Here is a 20,979-nt window from a genome sequence, read left to right as displayed (position 1 = left end):
GGTGGGGGAACGGAGAAGAGCGGGGTCAGGGCCGCGAGGCGCCCGGCCACAGGCTGCGCAGCCATGCCTTGAGCAGGCGCCACAGGTCGATGGGGTTGTCGTTGGGGCGGAATGCCGGGGCGGCGGCAGACGCCAGGGGCGCGAGACCGGTGGCGGCATCGCCTTCGGGCTCTTCGGCAACCGCAGGCGCGGTCTGCGGCAACCGTGCCTGCAGCTGCTCGGCGAACTGCCGGCTCAGCTGGTCGGCCAGCGCGCGCACGATGCCTTCGCGGCTGAACTGTGCGAGTGCGCCGGTGATGGTGAAGTCCACCGTCAGCGCGACGCGGGTGGATCGCGCATCGTCTGCATCGGGCTGTACCGAGAAGCGCGCCTCGCCCTTGATGCGGCTGCTGGTTCGGGTGTCGACCGCGCTGCCGGCGAAGCTGCCGGTGCGTGCGGTGTCGTCGAGCGCGATGCGGCCCTGGCCGGCGAAGGCCGCGGCGATCGGGCCGAGCTTCACCTTGAAGAGCAGCGGCACGCTCTGCGCGTCGGCGGGCGTGCCGGCTGGGTCGATCGAGGCGCCGGGCAGGCAGTCGACCAGCAGCGCGATGTCGTGGAAGGCTGTCCACACCGGTTCAACCGGGGCGGCGAGCGTGAAGGCTTGCTCAAGCTGCATGGCGGACTCCTTCGGTGTCGCCACGCTCGCGAAGCACACGCTGGATGGCCTTCACGATGCCGGCGTAGCCGGTGCAGCGGCACAGGTTGCCCGCGAGTTCGTCGCGGATGCGCTGCTCGTCGGCCTGCGGCAGCCGCAGCACGATGTCGCGTGCCGTCATCAGCATGCCGGGCGTGCAGTAGCCGCACTGCAGGGCGTGCTCGGCCGAGAAGGCATCGCGCAACTGCGCCATCACGGCGTCGTCGTCGAAGGCCTCCAGGGTGCGCACCCGCTTGCCGGCGAAGCGCGTCGCCGACTGCAGGCAGGCGCGCTGCGGCGCACCGTCGACCTCGACCGTGCAGGCGCCGCACACCCCGTGCTCGCAGCCCAGGTGCGTGGCCGTGAGCCCGCACTGTTCGCGCAGCGCGTCGGCCAGGTGGGTCCGGGGCTCGACCGTCATCGCGTAGGCGCGGCCGTTGACGTCGAGCGTGATGCGCGCCTCGCGCACCGCCGGGAATTCGAGATTGACAGCCGTCATCGGGGTGTTTCCATGTCGTGAAGTGCGAGCCGCAGCATTTCGGCCAGCAGCGCGCGGCGGGTGTCGTCGAGGCCGTGGCCGGCGTCGTCCAGCAGCGCCTGGCGTCGGGCCCTATCGGCGGACAGTTCGCGCAGCAGACCGGCGCCTTCGAAGACGCGCGGCGCGCCGTCGAGCGCGCCCAGCACCACGCGCTCGGTGCCGTCGGCCGGGTCGACCAGCGCGCCGACCGTGGCATGGGAGAACTCGCCGGTCTTGCGGCAGAACTTGCGGTATGACCAGCGCGCGGCCGGCGAGCGGCGGGGCACGCGCACGCCGACAAGCAGTTCGCCTTCGGCCAGCAAGGTCTCGAAGGCGCTGGTCATGAAGCCGGCCGCGGGGATGTCGGGTCGACCTGCTTCGCCAGCCACCACCACCGTGGCGCCGAGCAGCGGCAGACAGGCGATCCAGTCAGCGGCCGGGTCCGCGTGGCACAGGCTGCCGCCGATCGTTCCGCGATTGCGCACGGCGCGGTAGGCGATGCTGCGGGCCACGAAGGGCATCAGGCCGCCGCTCGGGTCGGGCACGCGGCCGTCTTCGATGGCGGCATGGGTGGTCATCGCGCCGAAGAAGACATGGTCGGCCGCTTCCTGCACCGTGCCGAGTTCGGCGATGCCGTCGAGGTCGACCAGCGTCTCGGGCTGGGCCAGCCGCAGGTTGAGCATTGCGCCGAGGGACTGGCCGCCCGCGACCGCCTTGAAGCCCCAACCGCCCTCGCGCAGTGCCGCGGTCGCGGCGTCCACGGAGGCCGCCGGCTCGAAGGCATAGGCGACGGCCTTCATGCGAGCGCTCCAGCGCGCGCGGCCGCCAGCGCGCGCAGCACGCGCTCCGGGCTGACGGGGCATTCGGTGAGCTCGGCGCCCAGCGCGTGCAGCGCGTCGTTGACCGCGTTGACGATGGCCGCCGGTGGCGCGATGGCGCCGCCTTCGCCAATGCCCTTCTGGCCGAACAGCGTGAGCGGGCTGGGCGTTTCCATGTGGATGATCTTCAACGGCGGCATTTCGCCGGCGCCGGGCATCAGGTAGTCGGCCAGCGTCGAGGCCAGCGGCTGGGCCTCGCTGTCGAAGGGCATCTCTTCGTAGAGCGCGGTGCCGATGCCCTGCGCCAGGCCGCCGATCAGCTGGCCTTCGACGATCTGCGGGTTGAGCAGCACGCCACCGTCCTCGCAGATGGCGTAGTCGAGCAGCGTCACGCGGCCGGTCGCGATGTCGACTTCGACCGCGCAAGCATGGCAGGCGTAGCTGAAGGTGCCGGTGTCGGGCGCGGTCTTGTAGCCGACTACGACCTCGAGCCCCGACGGGTCGATGCCCAGCGGGATCTTCTGCGGCGCGCGGTACCAGGTCCGGGCGATCTCGTCGAGCGCCAGGCCCGGCGAGTCGGGCACGCCGATGCGTCCGCCCTCGACCCGCAGCGACGCGGCCGGCACGCCGAGCAGGGCCGCGGCAATCTCGGTCATCCGCGCCGCCAGCGCTTGGCAGGCCGTGCCCACCGCGCCGCCGGCCATCACGGCGCAGCGCGAGCCCCAGGTGCCGGTGGAGTAGGGCGAGTTGGCGGTGTCGCCGTGCTGCACGCGGACGCGGTCGATGTCGATACCCAGCACCGTGTGCGCCACCTGCGCCATCGAAGTCTCCATGCCCTGGCCGTGCGAATGCACGCCGAGCCGGATCTCCAGGATGCCGTCGGGCGTGAAGCGCGCCGCGCACTGCTCGTAGCCCGGCACCATCGGGATGCCCCAGCCGTGGTAGACCGAGGTGCCGTGCGCGCCTTGCTCGCAGAACACCGCCAGGCCCAGCCCGATGCGCTTGCCGGCGGCCGCCTTCGGCTGCCGTTCGCGCCAGGCCCGCCAACCCAGCGCGTCGACGGCCTGGGTCATGGCCGCGAGGTAGTCGCCGGAGTCAAAGTACTTGTTCGTGATGTTGGTGTACGGCATGGCCGAGGCCGGCACCAGGCTGCGGGCGCGCAGTTCGTAGGGCTCGATGCCAAGCTCGCGGGCGGCCGTGTCGAGCATCAGCTCGAGCGCGAAGCACACGCCGGTGCGGGCCACGCCGCGGTACGGCAGGATGGGTGGCTTGTTGGTCGCGACCGAACGGGTGCGGCAGACGAAGCGGTCCATCATGTACGGGCCGGGCAGGATCGAACCGATCTGCGCCGCCTCGAGGCAGGCGCTGAAGGGGTACGACGAGTACGCGCCGGAGTCGACCATGGCGTCGCATTCGATGCCGACCAGCCGGCCGTCTGCTTCGACCTCGACCGCGATGTCGTAGGCATGCTCGCGGCAGTTGGCATTGGCACCCAACTGCTCGCGTCGGTCCTCCAGCCAGCGCACCGGGCGGCCGAGATGGCGCGCCAGCCAGGCGCAGCAGACCTCTTCGGGCAGCAGCAGGCCCTTGTAGCCGAAGCCGCCGCCGACGTCGGGCGACACCACGCGGATCTGGCCCTGGTCGAGGCCGAGGCATTCGGCCAGGCCGGTGCGGTTGATGTGCGGCACCTGCGCCGCCGAGTACATCACCAGCTGGTCGAGGCGGTGGTCCCACCAGCACAGCACGGCACGGCCTTCGAGCGGCATCATGCATTGGCGCGAGGTGCGCAGGCGGCGGCGCACGGTGCGCGTGGGCTTCTGCGAGGCATCCGCAGCGATGGCGCCGCGCTCGGTGTTCGTCTCGGCGAAGACGTTGTCGCTCCACGCGTCGTGCACGCGCGTGCCGGAATCGATGGCGCCTTCCATGTCGGCCAGCACCGGCAGGTCGATGTAGTCGACCACGACCTGCGCGGCGATGTCCTCGGCGCGGGCGCGCGTCGGCGCCACGCAGGCCGCCACCAGCTCGCCGACGAAGCGCACCTTGTCTTTCGCCAGCGGATGCTGCACCGAGCGCTTGAACCCGGGCAGCGAAGACGCGGCGAGGATCGGCTGCACATCGTGCAGGTCGTCCATCGTGTAGACCATCGACGCCATTCCTTCGGGCTTGTCGATCCGGCCGAGTTGGGCATGCGCCACAGGCGAGCGGACGAAGGCCACGTCGAGCATGTCGGGCATGCGGATGTCGCCCACGTACTGGCCGCGGCCGAGCAGGAGGCGGCGGTCTTCCTTGCGGCGCGGGCTGCCGCCGATGCCCTGGTCGGCGTCGGCCGGAAGTTGCAGGCCGGCCGGCGGGGTGCGAGCGTTCATCGGGCGCTCCTTCGAAGAAGTGGGGTGTGCCACATATTGGTTCTAAAAGAAGAGCGGGGCGTCGCGCTCAGACGCGCGTGCGCCGGTACTGCTGGTCGCGGTATTCGCCCGACAGCACGGGCGGGTACTTCGCCTGGCCTTCGGGCGCGATGCACTCGACCAGCGCGTCGTAGTTCGGGTGGTGGAAGAAGGCCAGCGAGATGCGCTGCGCCGCCGGGCCGCTGCCGGGCGGCGGGTTGACCACGCGGTGCACGTTCGACACCCAGCGGTCGTTGGTCCAGCGCATCAACAGGTCGCCGATGTTCACGACGAAGGTGTCGGGGTCGGTCTCGACGCGCAGCCATCGCCCGCCGCGCGTCTGCACCTCGAGCCCGCCGGGCGTGTTCTCGCCGTTGAGGATGGTCAGCAGGCCGTAGTCGGTGTGCGGGCCGGCACGCATCTGGCCGGCCAGCGGCGCTTCCTGCTGCGCCGGGTAGAAATTCAGGCGCATCGCTGTGATGTGCCGGTCGATCTTGTCCTCAAAGAAGTCTTCATCGAGCCCGAGCGCCAAGGCGGCAAGCGACATCATCTGGCCGGTGAGCCGCTCCATCTCGGCGTAGTACATGGCGGCCGCCGCAGCGAAGCCGTCGGGCCGCGCCGGCCAGCGGTTCGGGATGAAATAGCGTTGGCCCGCCTCGTTGGTGTAGTAGGGCGTGTCGGGCCAGCTTTCGCGGCCGAAGTGGTAGTACTCCTTCAGGTCGCCCGGCGCGTCGCCGGCATTGCCGCGCGACAGCGAATCGAAGCCCAGCGCGCGGTAGCCGCGCGGCACGGTGACCTTCTCGGGCTCGGCACGGCGTTTCTCGTCCAGCGGCAGATTGAAGAAGGTGCCGGCGTGGCCGCGCAGCGTGTCGATCAGCGTGAGCGGCACGCCATGGCCGGTGATCGTGAAGAAGCCGATGTCGGTGCAGGCGGCCTCGATCTCGCGCGCGACGCGCAGGCGTTCGGCACGGTTGCCCTGCAGCGCGGGCGCGAGGTCGATCACGGGGATGGTGGTGGCGGACATGCGGCGGGATCGGCGTCAGTGGAAGTACGCGCCGCCGTCCACCACCAGCGTCTGGCCGGTGATGAAGGCCGACTGTGCGTCGGCGAAGAACTCGATGGCGCCCACCAGGTCGGCCGGCGTCATGTCGCGCGCGAGCACCCGGTTGCGCATCGACGGCTCGCGCACGCCTTCGACCAGCGTGGGGTTGCGGTGGACGCCGTCGCTCAGCGTGAAGCCCGGTGCCACGCTGTTGACGAGGATCTGGTAGCGGCCGAGTTCGGTGGCGAGCGCCCGCGTCAGCGAGATCACGGCGCCCTTGCTGGCCACGTAGTGCGCCATCCAGGGGTTGCCCTTGAAGGCGACGCCCGAAGAGATGTTGACGATGCGGCCGCCCCCGGCGCGCTGGAAGGCCGGTAGCACCGCCTGGCACATCAGGAACACGCCGATCACGTTGACGTCGAACACCTGACGCCACTCCTGCGGCGTCAGCTGCTCGAAGGGCTTGGGTTCGAGCGTGGAGTAGATGCCGGCGTTGTTCACCAGCACGTCGATGCGGCCATGGCGCGATTCGGTGGCTTGCACGGCAGCGCTCACCTGCTCGGGCGAGGAGACGTCGAGCGCGAGGCCCGTGACCTGGAGGTTGCGCCCTGCCAGCCGGGCGGCGGCTTCTTCGGCGCCGCTGCGGTCAGCGATGACGACCCGCGCGCCACGCTCCGCCAGGCGCTCAGCCGCAGCGAAGCCGATGCCGATGGCAGCGCCTGTGACGATGGCGACAGAACCTTCCAGACCCATGAGACCTCCGGTGGCGGAAACCCGTGGCAGAAATGCCGCGGCCCTTGGGCTTTCAAGCAACGTCCATGCCACTAGCAGCTTGCGGCATGTCCTGTCCTTGCGTTGCATCAATATCCAGCACAGCGAACAGGTTTGCGCGTGAAATTCACGCTCGACCAAGCGTTCGTCAGTATCTGGCAGCGTGCGTGATGCACCGTATCGGTGGTATGCCGCGCATTAATGGGGCATGCCACCTATTATGGAAGCGGCTGTGAGTTTGGGTTTTGCAGTGCCGTTGATGGGCCCAGGGCGGCGGGTGGCCCCTTCCGCGAATGTCCCCCGGCTTCGCCTCCTCCTTGATTTCGCTGCAGGGGCCACCCACCACCCTCGGCCTTGGACGCGCTGTGTCGTTCAGCGCAATGATCAGCCGTCGCGTCCAGGCTCGTGCCGGTGGGGTGTACTGCGCAGTGAGGTCAAGGAGGAGGCCGCAGGCCGGGGGACACGAACGAAGCAGTGCACCCTGCCGGCATGAGCCGTCACTGCGCCTCGACAGACCAGTATTCCCGCTCAGCCAGCAGCAGCTCAGCGCAGCCGCAGGGGTGCCACGCTCTTATGGTTGTTTGCTTCCACCAGCCGAATCAGCTGCAGCATGAACAGCTGCCGCTCCGCTGCAGGCAGGTGCTCGATGGTTCGGTCGTGGGCGCGCTGGGCGGCGGCTTCCATGCGACGAACCATCGCCTTGCCCGTGCGACTGAGCTTGACCAGCTTCACGCGCTTGTCCTGCGTTGACTGGTTGCGCTCGATGAACTCACGGCTCTCCAGGCGAGGCAACACCTCGGCGACCGTGGTGCGCTCGAGGCCGATCTCCATGGCCAGGGTGTTCTGGTCCATCTCGCCGTGCTCCGCCAGGGCGGTCAGCAGGCTGTACTGCACGGGCGTGATGTTGAAGGCCTTGGTTTCTTCGGTGAAGAGACCGCTGTGAATCTGATGCAGCCGGCGGATCAGGAAGCCCGGGCGGGCGAACAGCATCGAGCGTTCCTGTGCGGCCTGGAGTTCCGCCTGGACGGTCTTGCTCTTGGTTTTTTCTGTCATCTGAACACGTGTGCAGCGTTGAGCGGCAGGGGCCGCATCCCGGCCCCGCGGAAGGGTGGGGCTGCGCGGCAGTTTAGCGGGCATACCGCATATCTGTTGCCGGATCGACCGGTCGCGGGGGTGGCACGAAACATGCGGCATGCCACCTATTTAGTTCAACTGAACCATTTCGGAACGACCAAGGACATGACGAACATTCTGCTCAAAGGCGGCTGCGTGATCGATCCCGCCAGTCAGCGCAACGGCATCATGGATGTGCTGGTGTCGGGTACGCGCATCGCGGCGGTCGGGCCCGACCTGTCGGCCAGCGCGCTGGCCGATACCCACGACACCCAGGTGGTCGACTGCCGTGGGAAGCTGGTGCTCCCGGGGCTGATCGACACCCATGCGCACGTCTACCAGGGGGTGACCGGCCGCTTCGGGATGAACGCCGACCTGTGTGGCGTGCATTCCGGCGTGACCACCCTGGTCGACCAGGGCGGGCCGAGTTCGATCACGCTGCCGGGTTTTCGCGACTACGTCGTGGCCACTGCCAAGTCACGCGTGGTGGCTTTCATGTCGTGTTATCTGGTGGGCGGGCTCGAGGGGCACTACTACCCCGAGCTGTACCGCCCGGACTGTCTCGACGTCGACGCGGCGGTGAAGGCTGCGCGCAGCAACCGCGATCTGGTCCGTGGGTTGAAGGCGCATGCCGAGATTGGCGGCTTCGCGCGCTGGGGTGTCGACGTGATGCGTCTGGCCGCCCGCATGGGCCGCGAGGCGGAACTGCCGGTGTACATCCATTTCGGTCAGCTGTGGCCGAAGCCGGAGGAGGGCGGGCTGGCCGTCGACCCCGACTCGATCTTTAACCAGGTCGTCGACATGCTCAAGCCGGGCGACGTGCTGGCGCACCCGTTCAGCCGGCACCCGGGTGGCTTCGTCGAACTCGACGGGAAGCTCCATCCGCTGGTGAAGGAAGCGGTCGCGCGCGGCCTGAAGATCGACGTGGGCCACGGCTCTCATTTCAGCTACCGCACGGCGCGCATCGTGCTGGACTATGGCGTGATGCCCGACACCCTCGGCGCCGACATGCACGGCTACAACACCACGGTGCCGGCGCCACCCGGCACGCCGGATTCGCACCCGGACGAGGAAGACCACATGTTCAAGGGACGCATCCGCTTCAGTCTGGTGTCGGCCATGACCAGCATGCTGGCGCTGGGCCTGACGATCGAGCAGGTGGTGCCGATGGTCACGGTGAACGCGGCCCGCATGATCGGCATGGAAGACACGCTCGGCAGCCTGCGGGTGGGCGGCGAGGCCGACGTGAGCGTGCTGAACGACCAGCGCGGCCGCTGGACCTTGCACGACAACGAAGGCACCGCCGTCACGACCGACCGCCTGCTCACGCCCGCCTTCTGCCTGCGCGCCGGCGAGCGCTTCGATGCCGTCGCATCGATCCTTCCGGTGGCGCAGGGGGCCTGACGCCATGTCTGCCGTGCCTCCGTCTTTTCCGACGGCCGATGCCGCATTCTGGGCGCGACCTTTTGAAGGCGCGAGCCTGCGCGACGTGGTGTTGCGCCGCGACGCCTTGCCCGATCTGGCCTCGACGGTGCTGCTGCACGCCGGCCCGCCATTCGAAGGCGAGCTTCCGCGTGCCGTGCGCAACGCCTGCGTGCAGGCGCTGCTGTTCGAAGGCCTGGCCGCCGACGACGCGCATGCACGCGCCATGCTGTCAACCGGCGCCGTCGAGCTTCGTCCCGCGCAGGACCACGGGGTGGTCACGCCGCTGGCGCAGGTCGTTTCGGCCTCGATGCCGATGGCCGTGGTCGGCGATGCGGCCCGCGTCGCATGGGCGCCGCTGGTTGAAGGGCCGCCGCCGGCCCTGCGCTTCGGCACCGAGGCGCCGGAGGCGCGCTTGCGTCTTGCCGCGATCGCCGATTTCGGCCTGCAGCGGCTCGCACCGCTGCTGCGAGCGCAGCCTGTGGCGCTGGCACCGATCGTCGTGCAGGCGCTTACTCAAGGCGACGAATGCCATGCACGCACCGGCGCGGCCAACGCGGCGCTGGTCGAGGCCATGGCCGGCCTTGCTGCCGACGATCGGGCCGCACTGCAGTCCAACCCGGGCTTCGTGCTGACGGTCCTGATGGCGGCGGCCTGCTGGCGGCTGCGCCACGCTGCGCACGGTCTGGCCGCGGTCGGTGGCAATGGCATCGACTTCGGGCTGCGTATGCATGGTGACAGTCGCTGGCATCGGCGCCCGGCCACGCCGCCGATGGGCACGCGCATGCCCGGCCATGCCGACACCGAGGCGCTGGGCGCCATCGGCGACAGCGCAGTCATCGATTTTTGCGGGCTCGGTGGTCAGGCGCTCGCCGCGGCGCCGGCGCTGCAGGATGAATGGCGGAATGTGTTGCCCGATGCACTGGCGGCGCAGCGCGCTGCGGTGGTCGACCCGGCCACGGGGCTGGTCGACATCGCGCGGGCGGCGGTGAGTGGTGTGCCGCCGCTGGTCGACCTCGCCATCCTCGACCAGCAAGGCACGCACGGGCTGGTCGGCCGCGGTGTGTACCGGCCCGACGGGGCGCTGTTCGTCGAAGCCTCGGGCGAAGTCCCCGGGGCGGGGCCCGGGGACGCTGCGCGTCCCCAGGCCTACGATGCGATGCCGCCGCTGATCGAGCTGTTCGGGACCAGCCCACCCGGGCTCCTGTGAGCCTTTTGGCAGCGCAGCGACTGCTGCCTTCTCTGGCGTTGGCGCGGAGCCAATGCTAGGCTCGGCGCCCATTGCATGTCCTTCCGAGGCCTCGCCGATGCCAGATGATTTTTCCCCTCGCTCCGGCCGGGCGTATTCCCGCTCCTACCGGGAAGAGCTGCAGCGCCGTCGTGCTGCGCGGCGTTACCTGCTATTGGGCGTCGGTGTCCTGGTCGTCGCGGCGGCGGCGCTGTTCATGGCGTGGATGCCCGATGCGCTGTCGGGGCGGGCGGCGCCAGTCGCGGCCGTCGACGACGGCGGGCCGACCGAACGCACCGCCGCGCTCCCGCCGCTCAACCTGCCGGCCGACGACGCCGCGCACGGTTCAGGCATGGAATGGTGGTACTACAACGGCATCCTCGATGCAGCGAACGGCGAACGCTATGCCTTCCACGTCGCGGTCTTCGTCGCCACCGGCCTGGTCAAGCACACGGCCTTGCACGCCGCGGTGACCGACCTGCAGACCGGCCGGCGCTATGCCAGCCAGACCCGCACCGGCGGCGTGCCGGCGAAGACGGTCACCAACGGTTTCGACTTCTCGCAGGGGCGCTGGCGCGTGGCGGCGGCCGGGCCGTCGCACACGCTGCGGACTGCGTCCGACGACATGGCGATCTCGCTCGACCTGCAGGACGCGGGGCCGGTGGTCGCGCACCGCGCCGCCGGCTCGAAGACGCCCGGCCTGCTCGATTTCGGCAAGGCCGGCATCAGCTACTACTATTCGCGCCCGCGCATCGCCGCCAAGGGCGAGATCGTGGTCGGCGGCAAGACCGTTCCGGTGAGCGGCCCGGTGTGGTTCGATCACCAGTGGGGCGAGTTCGATGCCTCCACGCTGGGCTGGAACTGGTTCGCGCTGCATCTGGCCAACGGCTCCGACGTGATGGTCTACCAGCTCTTCGACGCCGAGGGCCGCAAGGTCATGACCGCCGGCACGGTGTCCGACGCCAAGGGCGCCGTGCCGCTGAAGGGCGAGGACATCGAACTGACGCCGGGTGCGCGCTGGACCAGCCCCGTGACGCAGATCCCCTACGTCGTCGAGTGGCGCCTGCGTCTGCCTTCGGGCGTCTACGACGTGAAGCCTTTCTACCCCGACGGCGAATTCGATTCGCGCCAGACCACGGCCAATGTCTACTGGGAGGGGCCGGTGCGCGTGAGCGGCGGCGCCGAAGGGCAGGGCTTCCTGGAGATGAGCGGCTACGACCGTCTGGCGAACCTCGCCGCTGGCCGGCGCTGAGCGAGATTGCACGACGGGCCGCAGCGTCGCCGCCCGACGCAGCGGCGAGAATGCTCCGCCACCCCTCGCTTCCTCTTCACCCGCCGCGCAGCGCATGACTCCCGTCCCTCTCCAGCCCGGCCTTCTGGTCCTGCACGGCAACCGCGCCGAACTGCTGGGCGATGCGCTGTTCGAATGGATCCGGCGCCACCCGCTGCTGCCGCTGGAGGAAGAAGTCTTCCTGGTGCAGAGCAACGGCGTGGCCGAGTGGCTGAAGATGACGCTGGCGGCCACCAGCGGCGTGTGCGCGGCCACGCGGGTCGAGCTGCCGGCGCGCTTCCTGTGGCGCAGCTACCGCCAGGTGCTGGGCCGCGACGCGGTGCCGGCCCGCTCCGCGCTCGACCGGCAGGCGCTGACCTGGCGGCTGATGCACCTGCTGCCCGAGGTGGCGCCGCGCCCGGGCTTCTCACCGCTGGCCGGCTTCCTTCGGGATGGCGATCTGGGCCGGCGCTTGCAACTGGCACAACGGTTGGCCGACCTGTACGACCAGTACCAGGTCTACCGCAGCGACTGGCTCGCCGCGTGGGAGGCGGGCCGCGACGTGCTGCCCGGCCTTGGTGGCGCCAACGACCTGCCGCTGCCCGACGACCAGCGCTGGCAGGCCGCGCTGTGGCGCGACGTGTTGGCCGGGCTCGACGCCGACGCGTGCAGCGCCGCCCGCACGCAGTTGCACCAGCGCTTCCTCGCGAAACTCACCACCGGCGCGCCGCTGGCCGCGCCGGTCGCGCGCCGCGTGATCCTCTTCGGCATGACCCATGTGCCGATGCAGACGCTGCAGGCGCTGGCTGCGCTGTCGGCCCACACCCAGGTGCTGATGGCCATCCCGAACCCCAGCCGCTACCACTGGGCCGACATCATCGAAGGGCGCGAGCTGCTGCGCATGGCGCGTCGCCGCCACCCCTTGCGCGGGGCGCGCGACCTGGCGTCGGTGCCGCTGGAAGAGATGCATGCGCACGGCCATCCGCTGCTGGCGGCCTGGGGCCGGCAGGGCCGCGACTTCGTGCGCCAGCTCGACGCCTTCGACGACGCAGCGGCCGCGCAGCAACGCTTCGGCGACAGCCAGATCGACCTGTTCGACGACGCGCCGGCCACGACGCTGCTGCAGCAGGTGCAGGCGAACATCCGCGACCTGGTGCCGCTGCACGAGCACCCGCACACGCCGGTCGATGCGGAGGACCGCTCGGTCGTGTTCCATGTCGCACACAGCGCACAGCGCGAGGTCGAGATCCTGCACGACCAGCTGCTCGCGCTGCTCGCTGCGCCGCCCGGTGGTGCGCCGCTGCAGCCGCGCGACATCGTCGTCATGGTGCCGGACATCGCGGCTTTCGCGCCGGCCATCCGTTCTGTCTTCGGCCAGTACCAACGCAGCGACGCGCGCTTCATTCCCTTCGACATCGCCGACCTGAACGAGCGCGGCCACAACCCGCTGCTGGTCGCGCTCGAATGGCTGCTGCGCCTGCCGCAGCAACGCTGCGGCCTCACCGAGATCCGCGACCTGCTCGACGTGCCGGCCGTGGCCGCGCGCTTTGGCATCGCGGCCGATGAGCTGCCGCTGCTGGCGCGCTGGATGGAAGGCGCGGGCGCGCGCTGGGGCCTGAACCTGGCGCACCGGTCGGCGCTCGGGCTCGACGCATGCGGTGAGCAGAACACCTGGCGCTTCGGCCTGCAGCGCATGCTCCTGGGCTATGCGAATGGCGAAGCGGACGAGGGCGCCTTCGAGGGCATCGAGCCCTATGCCGAAGTCGGCGGGCTGGAAGCCTCGGTGGCCGGCGCGCTGGCCGACCTGCTGGGCGCGCTCACCGCCTGGTGGGCGCAGACCGCCAGCGACGCCACCCCGGCCGCCTGGGCCGAGCGCGCCCGCGCCGTGCTCGCCGCCTTCATGGCGCCGACCGACGAGCGCGAGCGCCTGGCGCTGGCCGCCGCACAGGATGCGCTGGGCGCCTGGCTCGAGGCCTGCGACAGCGCCGCCTTCGACGAACCGGTGCCGCTGGCCGTGCTGCGCGAAGCCTGGCTCGAAGGCATCGACGAGCCCGGCCTGAGCCGCCGCTTCCGCGCCGGCGGCGTCACCTTCTGCACGCTGCTGCCGATGCGCGCCGTGCCCTTCGAGGTCGTCTGCCTGCTGGGCATGAACGACGGCGACTACCCGCGCAGCAGCCCGCGCAGCGACTTCGACCTGATGGGGCTGGCCGGCCAGCGCCGGCCGGGCGATCGCTCGCGGCGCGACGACGATCGGCAGCTGATGCTCGAGGCGCTGCTGTCGGCGCGCCGCGTGCTCTATGTCAGCTGGACCGGCCGCAGCGTGCGCGACAACAGCGAGCAGCCGCCGTCGGTGCTGGTGTCGCAGCTGCGTGATTACCTCGAGGCGGGCTGGCGTGAAGACGTGGTCGAGGCGCGCACCACCGAGCACCCGTTGCAGCCCTTCAGCCGCCGCTACTTCGAGGTTACCGAAATTGCTGACGACACCGCGGCGCCGCTTTTCACCCACGCCCGGGAATGGCGCGGCGCGCATGAAGCGGCGGCGGAACCCGATGCCCGCGATGCGGTGTGGCCCGACGGCGCGCCGGCTGCCATCGACACCGCGGTGCCGATCACGCTGTCCGCGCTCACCAGCTTCCTCAAGAACCCGGTCAAGGATTTCTTCCGGCGCCAGTTCGCCGTCGTCTTCAGCGACGGTGAGGAGGTGATGGAGGACCACGAGACCTTCGCGCTCGACGGCCTCACGCACTACGGCCTGCTCGACGAGTCGCTGGATGCGCTCGACGATGCCGGCGCGCCCGAGGCCGCCGCGCCGCTCGATCGCCGCATCGACACGCAGCTCGCGCGCATCCGCCGCAGTGGCCGTCTGCCCATGGCCGCGCTGGGCGAGCGCGCCGAGCGCGAGCTGGCCAGTGCCCTGCGCCCAATGCTGACGCGCTGGCGCACGCTGCACCGCGACTATCCCGTCGCGGGCGTGAAGGAGCCGCTGCGCTTCGAGCACGAGGGCCTGGTGCTCGACGACTGGCTCGACGGGTTGCGCCTGGCGTCGATGGAATCCGGCGCGCCGGTGTGGCTGTCGCTGCAGGCCAGCCGGCTGGCCACCGACAAGGGCGCGCCACGGGTCGACAAGCTGATCGGCGCATGGATCCACGCGCTGGTCGGCAGTGCCTGCGGCGTGCCGGTGCAGGGCGTGCTCGTCGGCCGCGACGCGACGCTCACTGTGCAGGCCATGCCGGCCGACCGTGCGATGGCGACGTTGCGCGATCTGCTCGATGCCTGGCGCGAAGGCATGGGCCAGCCGCTGCCGGTGGCGCCGCTCACGGCCCTCGCGTTCCTTGACGGCGGCAAGCCCGAGCCCGCCTACGAAGGCGGCCTGTTCCTCGATGGCGAGGGCCGCGAAGCCTGCCTGGCGCGCGTGTTTCCCGACTTCGAGACGCTGGCGGCCGACGGCCGCTTCGAGGAATTCGCCGAGATCCTCTACGGCCCATTGCGTGACTGGGCGGCCACGCACGTGGCGGTCGAGCTCCATGCCGCCCTGACGGAGGCGTCGGCCGTATGAGTCAGCACCTCGACCCGCTGACCTTGCCGCTGTGGGGCAGCCGCCTCATCGAAGCCAGCGCCGGCACCGGCAAGACCTGGACCATCGCCGCGCTCTACCTGCGGCTGGTGCTGGGCCATGGCGAGGCCGACGCCGAGGGCGCATCGACCGGCTACTTGCGCCCGCTGGTGCCGTCCGAGATCCTCGTGATGACCTTCACCCGCGCCGCCACCCGCGAGCTGTCGGACCGCATCCGCGCGCGCCTGCTGCAAGCCGCGCGCTGCTTCCGCGGCGAAGCGGTGCCCGACGACGGCGACGCCTTCCTGCGCAGCCTGATCGCGGCCTATGCCGACGGCGCGCCACGCCAGTCGGCCGCCTGGCGGCTCGCCATGGCCGCCGAGAGCATGGACGACGCGGCCGTCCACACCATCGACGCCTGGTGCCAGCGCATGCTGCGCGAGCACGCCTTCGACAGCGGCTGCCTGTTCGACGAGGATCTCACCGCCAACGAGCGCGCGATGCTCGACGAGGCGGCGCAGGACTATTGGCGCCAGCAGCTCTACCCGCTGTCGGGCGAGCCGCTCGACGCGGCGCTCTCCGTGTGGCCCAGCGTCGACGCGCTCGCCAAGGACGCGCGCGCGCTGGTCGGCCAGACGCTGCCGGCGGATGCGGGGCGGGGCGCCTTGGGCGCGCTGATCGACGAGGCGCTGGCCGCGCGCCACACGCAACTCGCTTCGCTCAAACTCGGCTGGGCGCAGCGCGCGCAGGCGATGCAGGGCTGGATCGACGCGCAGATGGCGCGCAAGCCGTGCCCCTTCGACGGCCGCCGCATGGCGCCCCGGAACTACACCGGCTGGCTGAACGCGCTGGCCGCGTGGGCCGACGACCCGCGCGCAGACCTGCCCGAGCTCAAGACCGGCCGCACGCGCTTCACGCCCGAGGGCATGCAGGGCGCGCTCAAGGCCGGTGCCAGCGTTGACCTGCCGGAAGACTTCGCGGCCTTCGAGCAGTTGATGCTTGCACTCGACGCGCTGCCACCCATCGGCACGGCGCTGCGCCTGCACGCCGCCGCGCAGATCGCGCAGCGGCTGGCCGAACTCAAGCGCCAGTCGGGCAGCTTCGGCTTCGCCGACATGCTGCAGCGCCTGGACGATGCGCTCGACCCCGAGCGCAACGGCGAGGCCGCGCTGCGGCTGCGCGCGCGCATGCTGGCGCAGTACCCGGTCGCGCTGATCGACGAGTTCCAGGACACCTCGCCGGTGCAGTCGCGCATCTTCGACCGGCTCTACCGCATCGCTGCGAACGAGCCGTCGAGCGGCCTGCTGCTCATCGGCGACCCGAAGCAGTCGATCTACGGCTTCCGCGGTGCGGACATCCACAGCTACCTGCAGGCACGGCGCGCGACCGAGGGCCGGCACTACATGCTGGGCACCAACCATCGCTCGACCGCGTCGGTGGTGGCCGCGGTGAACCATTTGCTGGCGCACCCGGAGCGGCGCGATGGCGAAGGCGCGTTCATGTACCGCGGTGGCGCCGAGAACGACCCCTTGCCCTTCGCGCCGGTCGAGGCGCGCGGTCGCAAGGAAGCCTTCGTCAGCGCGGCCGGTGCCGAGCCGGGGGTCACGCTGGTGCTCGATGCCACGCTGCTCAACGCCGAAACCAGCCGGCGCCATTTCGCGGCGCGCTGTGCCGAGCGCATCGTCGTGCTGTTGAACGATGCGGAAGCTGGCTTCGTGGAGCCGGGCAAGCCTTTCGTCCGCCTGCGCCCCGCCGACATCGCGGTGCTGGTGCGCACCGGCAAGGAAGCCGCCGCCGTGCAGCGCGAGTTGCGCCGCCGGCGCGTCGCCTCGGTCTACCTCTCCGACAAGGACTCGGTCTTCGCCAGCCCCGAGGCGCAGGACCTGCTGCACTGGCTGCGCGCCGTCGCGGAGCCGCTCGACGTGCGCCTGGCGCGCGCGGCCTTCGCGACGCGCACCGTCGGCCTCTCGATCGACGAGCTGCGCGTGCTCGCGCGCGACGACGAAGCCTTCGACCTGCGCAGCGAGCAACTGCGCCAACTGCACGGCATCTGGCAGCAGCAGGGCGTGCTGACCATGCTGCGCCGCACCTTGCATTTGTTGCAGCTGCCGACCCGCTGGCTCGGTGGCGCGGCCGACGGCGAACGCCGGCTCACGAACTTCCTGCATCTGGCCGAGCTGCTGCAGGCGGCCAGCGGCCAGCTCGACGGCGAGCAGGCGCTGGTGCGCTGGCTGGCCGACCAGGTGCGCGGCGATGCAGCCGGTGGGGACGAGCAGATCGTGCGGCTGGAAAGCGACGCCGACCTGGTGAAGGTGGTGACGGTGCACAAGTCCAAGGGCCTCGAGTACCCGCTGGTCTTCCTGCCCTTCGCGAGCGGCTTCCGTGGCGTGAAGAAGGCCGGCACCTCTCACCTGAACCTGGCCGACGACGAAGGCGAACGCACGCTGCACCTGCACCTGAGCGACGCCCACATCGCCGAGGCCGACAAGGAGCGCCAGCGCGAAGACCTGCGCCTGCTGTACGTCGCGCTCACGCGGGCACGGCACGCCGTGTGGGTCGGCCTGGCGGCGCTGAAGGAAGGCAATGCCAACGCGCCGACGCTGCACCGCAGTGCCATCGGCTACGTGCTCGGCGGCACCGAGGAAGTGCTGCCGGAGCACCTGATGGCACGCATCCAGGATGTGGTGCAGCTCTGCGCCGACATCGCGCTGGTGCCGGCCGATGACATGGCCGGCCTCGGCACCACGCCGCTGCTGCCGCGCGGCGAGCCGGCGGCATTGCGCGAAATGTCGAAGTACGACGCGGACTTCGACCGGCGCTGGTCGATTGGCAGCTTCTCGGCGCTGGTGCGCACGCTGTCGGCCGTATCACCCCTGCCGGGCGTGCTGGCATCGAGCGTGGCGGCCGTGCGCAACGACGAGCCGGGCGATGCAGCGGATGGCGACCTGGCCGCGGCCCCGTTGCGCGCCGAGGCCATCGACGCGCCCTGGCATCGCTTCCCGCGTGGCGCCTTCGCCGGCAATTTCCTGCACGACCAGCTCGAATGGCTGGCGACCGAAGGCTTCGACCTCGCCGCCTCGTCCGAGCGCCAGCAACAACTGCTGCGCCGCTGCGAGCGGCAGGGCTGGGCCGAGCGGGCGCCCGACGTGCTGGCGTGGCTGCTGCGCGTGCTGCAGTCGCCGCTGCCGCCGGTCGGCGCGGCGCTCGACGCGCTGGCGGTCACCGTGCCCGAGATGGAGTTCTGGCTGCCCGCGCAGACCCTGGCCGCCACGCAAATCGACGCGCTGTGCCGCCAGCACCTGCTGGGTGGCCGCGAGCGCCCGGCGCTGCCGGAGCGCGAGCTGCACGGCATGCTGATGGGCTTCGCCGACATCGTGTTCGAGCACGGCGGGCGCTACTGGGTGCTCGACCACAAGTCCAACCACCTCGGCGGCAGCGATGTCGACTACGACCACGACGCGCTCGAAGGCGCGATGGCTGCGCACCGCTACGACGTGCAATCGGCCATCTACCTGCTCGCGCTGCACCGCCTGCTGCGCAGCCGCCTGGGCGCCGCCTACGACCCCGCGGTACAGCTGGGCGGCGCGGTCTTCCTGTTCCTGCGCGGCATCGACGGGCCGTACCGTGGGTGCTACCACGTGCCGCCGGTGCTGCCACTGCTCGATGCGCTCGACCGCTTGTTGGGCGCCACCGCGGAGGGTGAGGCATGACGATGCCATCGATCGACACCACCACGTCCGCGTCGCTGCTCGCCACGCTGCGCGAATGGGCCGAGTCCGGCTGGCTGCGCCGGCTCGACGCCGCTTTCGCCGGCTTCCTGCACGAGCTGGAGCCCGACACGTCCGCCGAGCTGCTGATGGCCGGCGCGCTGGTCGCGCACATGGAAGGCCGGGGCCACGCCTGCCTGCTGCTCGACGAGCTGCTGGGCGACGCCGATGCGCTGCTCGGCTGGCCCGCCGATGCGCAGACGGCGCTGCAGGCGGCGATGGCATCGCTGCACACCGAGCCCGGTGCATGGACCGAGGCCCTGCAAGCGAGCCCGCTCGTGGGCACGGGCGACGCCCCAAGCAGCGCGCCGCTGGTGCTGCACGAAGGCCGCCTGTACCTGCGCCGCTACTGGGACTACGAACGGCGTGTCGCGACGCAGGTGTTGGCGCGCGGCGCCACGCCGCTGCCGGTCGACACGGTGGCCGTGCGCCGGCAGCTCGATCTGCTGTTCCCCGCAGCGACCGATGCTGCATCGACCCTCGATTGGCAGAAGGCCGCCTGCGGCCTCGCGCTGCGTGGCCGCTTCTCGATCATCACGGGCGGCCCCGGCACCGGCAAGACCTACACCGCCGCGCGCCTGCTCGCCTTGCTCTTCGCGATGGATGCCAGCCCCGACCGCCTGCGCGTGATGCTCGCTGCGCCCACCGGCAAGGCGGCGGCGCGGCTCAAGCAGTCGATCGATGCGGCGCTCGATGCGTTGAATACACAGCTCGGCGACCGCCTGCCGCTCGACGAGCTCGCCTCGCACATCCAGCCGGCCCGCACGCTGCACTCGCTGCTCGGCGCGCGGCCCGACACGCGGCGCTTCCGCTTCGACGCGGCGCATCCGCTGGAGGTCGACGTGCTGATCGTCGACGAGGCCTCGATGATCCACCTGGAGATGATGGCCGCGCTGCTCGAGGCGCTGCCGCCGACGGCGCGCGTGATCTTCCTGGGCGACAAGGACCAGCTCGCCTCGGTCGAGGCCGGCGCGGTGCTGGGTGACCTGTGCCGCGATGCCGAGGCCGGGCGCTACCGGCCGGAGACACTGGCCTACCTCGAAGCGGTCACCGGCCGGCGCGTGCCCGATGCGTTTGCCGGCGACGGTCCGCCGCTGGCGCAGCAGACCGTCATGCTGCGCGAGAGCCGTCGTTTCGGCGGGCCGATCGGGCAGCTCGCGATGGCCGTGAACGAGGGCAACGCGGCATCGGCGGTGAAGCTGTTGCACGCCGACGGAAGCGGCGCGCTGGCCTGGCTCGATGCACCGTCGCCCGCCGACGTCGTCGCGCTCGCGTTGCGTGGCCGCGCCGGCGCGCCGGGCGGCTTCGGCGGCTACCTCGCGGCGCTGCACGCACGGCCGGCGCCCGGCGATGCGCCAGCCCATGCCGACTGGGTGCTCGCCGTGCTCACCGCCTTCGAGCGCTTTCGTCTGCTCTGCGCCGTGCGTCAGGGCGAGTGGGGCGCGGAGGGCCTGAACGCCGCCATCGAACGCGCGATGGTGGCCGCGGGTTCGCTCGTCAAGCGCAGCGCCTGGTACGAGGGCCGGCCGGTGATGGTCACGCGCAACGATGCGGCGGTGGGCGTCTTCAACGGCGACATCGGCATCACGCTGCCGCCGGCTACGCCCAATGCGCCGCTGCGCGCGTACTTCCTCGACGGCAACACCGCCCGCTCGGTCGGTGTCAGCCGGCTGGCGTCGGTCGAGACCGCCTTCGCGATGACGGTGCACAAGTCGCAGGGCAGCGAGTTCGACCACACCGTGCTGGTGCTGCCGCGCGATGCCGGCCGCGTGCTGACGCGCGAGCTGGTCTACACCGGCATCACGCGGGCGCGCAGCGCCTTCACGTTGGTCACGCCCCGCGCGCCTGCCTTCAGCGAGGCGCTGGCGCAGCGCACGCGGCGTGCGAGCGGGCTGCTGTCGCTGCTGCGTTAGGCGTAGGGAGGTGCAGCCATTGCCTTGCGCCAAGTCATTGAGCTTGGCGGATCGCAGCTGGGGAGCTTTTCCACGAGGATGTCGCTGTGGCATCCTTCGGCCGGCTGCATTCGGCGGCGGATTCAACTGGTCGATGCAACACACTAACCACTGCTGAGGCAGAAGGAGTGTTGCAGATGAAGTATCGGACGCGAACCTACTACACGGACGCCCAGAAGGCATTGATGTGGGAGCGCTGGAAGGAAGGCTGGACCCTTCACCAGATTGGCAATCTGTTTGATCGACCTCACACTTCCGTCCAAACCATCTTGTCAAAGACCGGCGGCATTCGACCACCGGACCGGCGGCGCAGCGCGAATGCGCTGACCCTGGCAGAGCGAGAAGAGATCTCTCGTGCTCTGATGGTCGGTGAATCGATGCGCTCGGTGGCCGCCCGACTTGGCAGGGCACCGTCGACCATCAGCCGCGAGATCAGTCGCAACGCAGGGCAAGACGGCTATCGGGCGAG

General features: G+C 70.7%; 14 protein-coding genes. 7 read left to right on the top strand and 7 right to left on the bottom strand.

Annotated features, from left to right (window positions below):
* Window positions 1-25: 25 nt before the first annotated feature.
* From ACSFA2_RS18505 to ACSFA2_RS18475, 7 genes are all read right to left on the bottom strand, one after another.
* Window positions 26-655 (bottom strand): SRPBCC family protein, encoded by a 630-nt coding sequence (locus tag ACSFA2_RS18505; protein WP_435456781.1) that lies wholly within the window; start codon window positions 653-655, stop codon window positions 26-28.
* Window positions 645-1,172: a (2Fe-2S)-binding protein gene (locus tag ACSFA2_RS18500; protein ID WP_435456780.1), complete on the bottom strand. Its 528-nt coding sequence runs from the start codon at window positions 1,170-1,172 to the stop codon at window positions 645-647. The genes ACSFA2_RS18505 and ACSFA2_RS18500 overlap by 11 nt, the downstream gene beginning before the upstream one ends.
* The gene (locus ACSFA2_RS18495; protein WP_435456779.1) at window positions 1,169-1,990 is read right to left on the bottom strand and encodes an FAD binding domain-containing protein; all 822 of its coding nucleotides are present in this window, start codon (window positions 1,988-1,990) and stop codon (window positions 1,169-1,171) included. Before ACSFA2_RS18495 ends, ACSFA2_RS18500 begins: the two co-directional genes overlap by 4 nt.
* The gene (locus ACSFA2_RS18490) at window positions 1,987-4,374 is read right to left on the bottom strand and encodes a xanthine dehydrogenase family protein molybdopterin-binding subunit (protein WP_435456778.1); all 2,388 of its coding nucleotides are present in this window, start codon (window positions 4,372-4,374) and stop codon (window positions 1,987-1,989) included. Before ACSFA2_RS18490 ends, ACSFA2_RS18495 begins: the two co-directional genes overlap by 4 nt.
* A gap of 67 nt (window positions 4,375-4,441) precedes the next feature.
* Window positions 4,442-5,416: an isopenicillin N synthase family dioxygenase gene (locus ACSFA2_RS18485; RefSeq protein WP_435456777.1), complete on the bottom strand. Its 975-nt coding sequence runs from the start codon at window positions 5,414-5,416 to the stop codon at window positions 4,442-4,444.
* A 15-nt stretch (window positions 5,417-5,431) separates the two neighbouring features.
* Window positions 5,432-6,187 (bottom strand): SDR family NAD(P)-dependent oxidoreductase, encoded by a 756-nt coding sequence (locus tag ACSFA2_RS18480; RefSeq protein ID WP_435456776.1) that lies wholly within the window; start codon window positions 6,185-6,187, stop codon window positions 5,432-5,434.
* 561 nt (window positions 6,188-6,748) lie between these two features.
* Complete coding sequence (locus tag ACSFA2_RS18475; protein WP_435456775.1) at window positions 6,749-7,258, bottom strand: MarR family winged helix-turn-helix transcriptional regulator; 510 nt, start codon at window positions 7,256-7,258, stop codon at window positions 6,749-6,751.
* Between the two features lie 186 nt (window positions 7,259-7,444).
* Between ACSFA2_RS18475 and ACSFA2_RS18470 the strand changes: the two genes are divergently transcribed.
* The 7 genes from ACSFA2_RS18470 to ACSFA2_RS18440 all read left to right on the top strand — a co-directional run.
* A complete protein-coding gene (locus tag ACSFA2_RS18470) occupies window positions 7,445-8,722 on the top strand; it encodes an amidohydrolase/deacetylase family metallohydrolase (protein ID WP_435456774.1) in 1,278 nt (425 codons plus the stop codon).
* Window positions 8,723-8,726: 4 nt separating this feature from the next.
* The gene (locus ACSFA2_RS18465; RefSeq protein ID WP_435456773.1) at window positions 8,727-9,950 is read left to right on the top strand and encodes an oxamate carbamoyltransferase subunit AllG family protein; all 1,224 of its coding nucleotides are present in this window, start codon (window positions 8,727-8,729) and stop codon (window positions 9,948-9,950) included.
* A 97-nt stretch (window positions 9,951-10,047) separates the two neighbouring features.
* Window positions 10,048-11,220, top strand: coding sequence for a lipocalin family protein (locus ACSFA2_RS18460; protein WP_435456772.1), 1,173 nt, complete (start codon window positions 10,048-10,050; stop codon window positions 11,218-11,220).
* 94 nt (window positions 11,221-11,314) lie between these two features.
* A complete protein-coding gene (gene recC / locus ACSFA2_RS18455) occupies window positions 11,315-14,794 on the top strand; it encodes an exodeoxyribonuclease V subunit gamma (RefSeq protein WP_435456771.1) in 3,480 nt (1,159 codons plus the stop codon).
* On the top strand, window positions 14,791-18,501 hold the full coding sequence (recB, locus tag ACSFA2_RS18450; protein ID WP_435456770.1) for an exodeoxyribonuclease V subunit beta: 3,711 nt from the start codon (window positions 14,791-14,793) through the stop codon (window positions 18,499-18,501). The genes recC and recB overlap by 4 nt, the downstream gene beginning before the upstream one ends.
* 2 nt (window positions 18,502-18,503) lie before the next feature.
* Entirely contained in the window at window positions 18,504-20,471 is a 1,968-nt protein-coding gene (recD, locus tag ACSFA2_RS18445) for an exodeoxyribonuclease V subunit alpha (protein WP_435457005.1), read from the top strand.
* Between the two features lie 176 nt (window positions 20,472-20,647).
* A partial coding sequence (locus tag ACSFA2_RS18440) for a helix-turn-helix domain-containing protein (protein WP_435457004.1) occupies window positions 20,648-20,979 on the top strand: 332 nt, incomplete at its 3' end.

Source organism: Variovorax cryoconiti (assembly GCF_051216395.1).
Lineage (GTDB): Bacteria > Pseudomonadota > Gammaproteobacteria > Burkholderiales > Burkholderiaceae_C > Variovorax.
The sequence above is the reverse complement of the archived record's forward strand: the minus strand, read 5'-3'. Positions and strand labels throughout refer to the sequence as shown.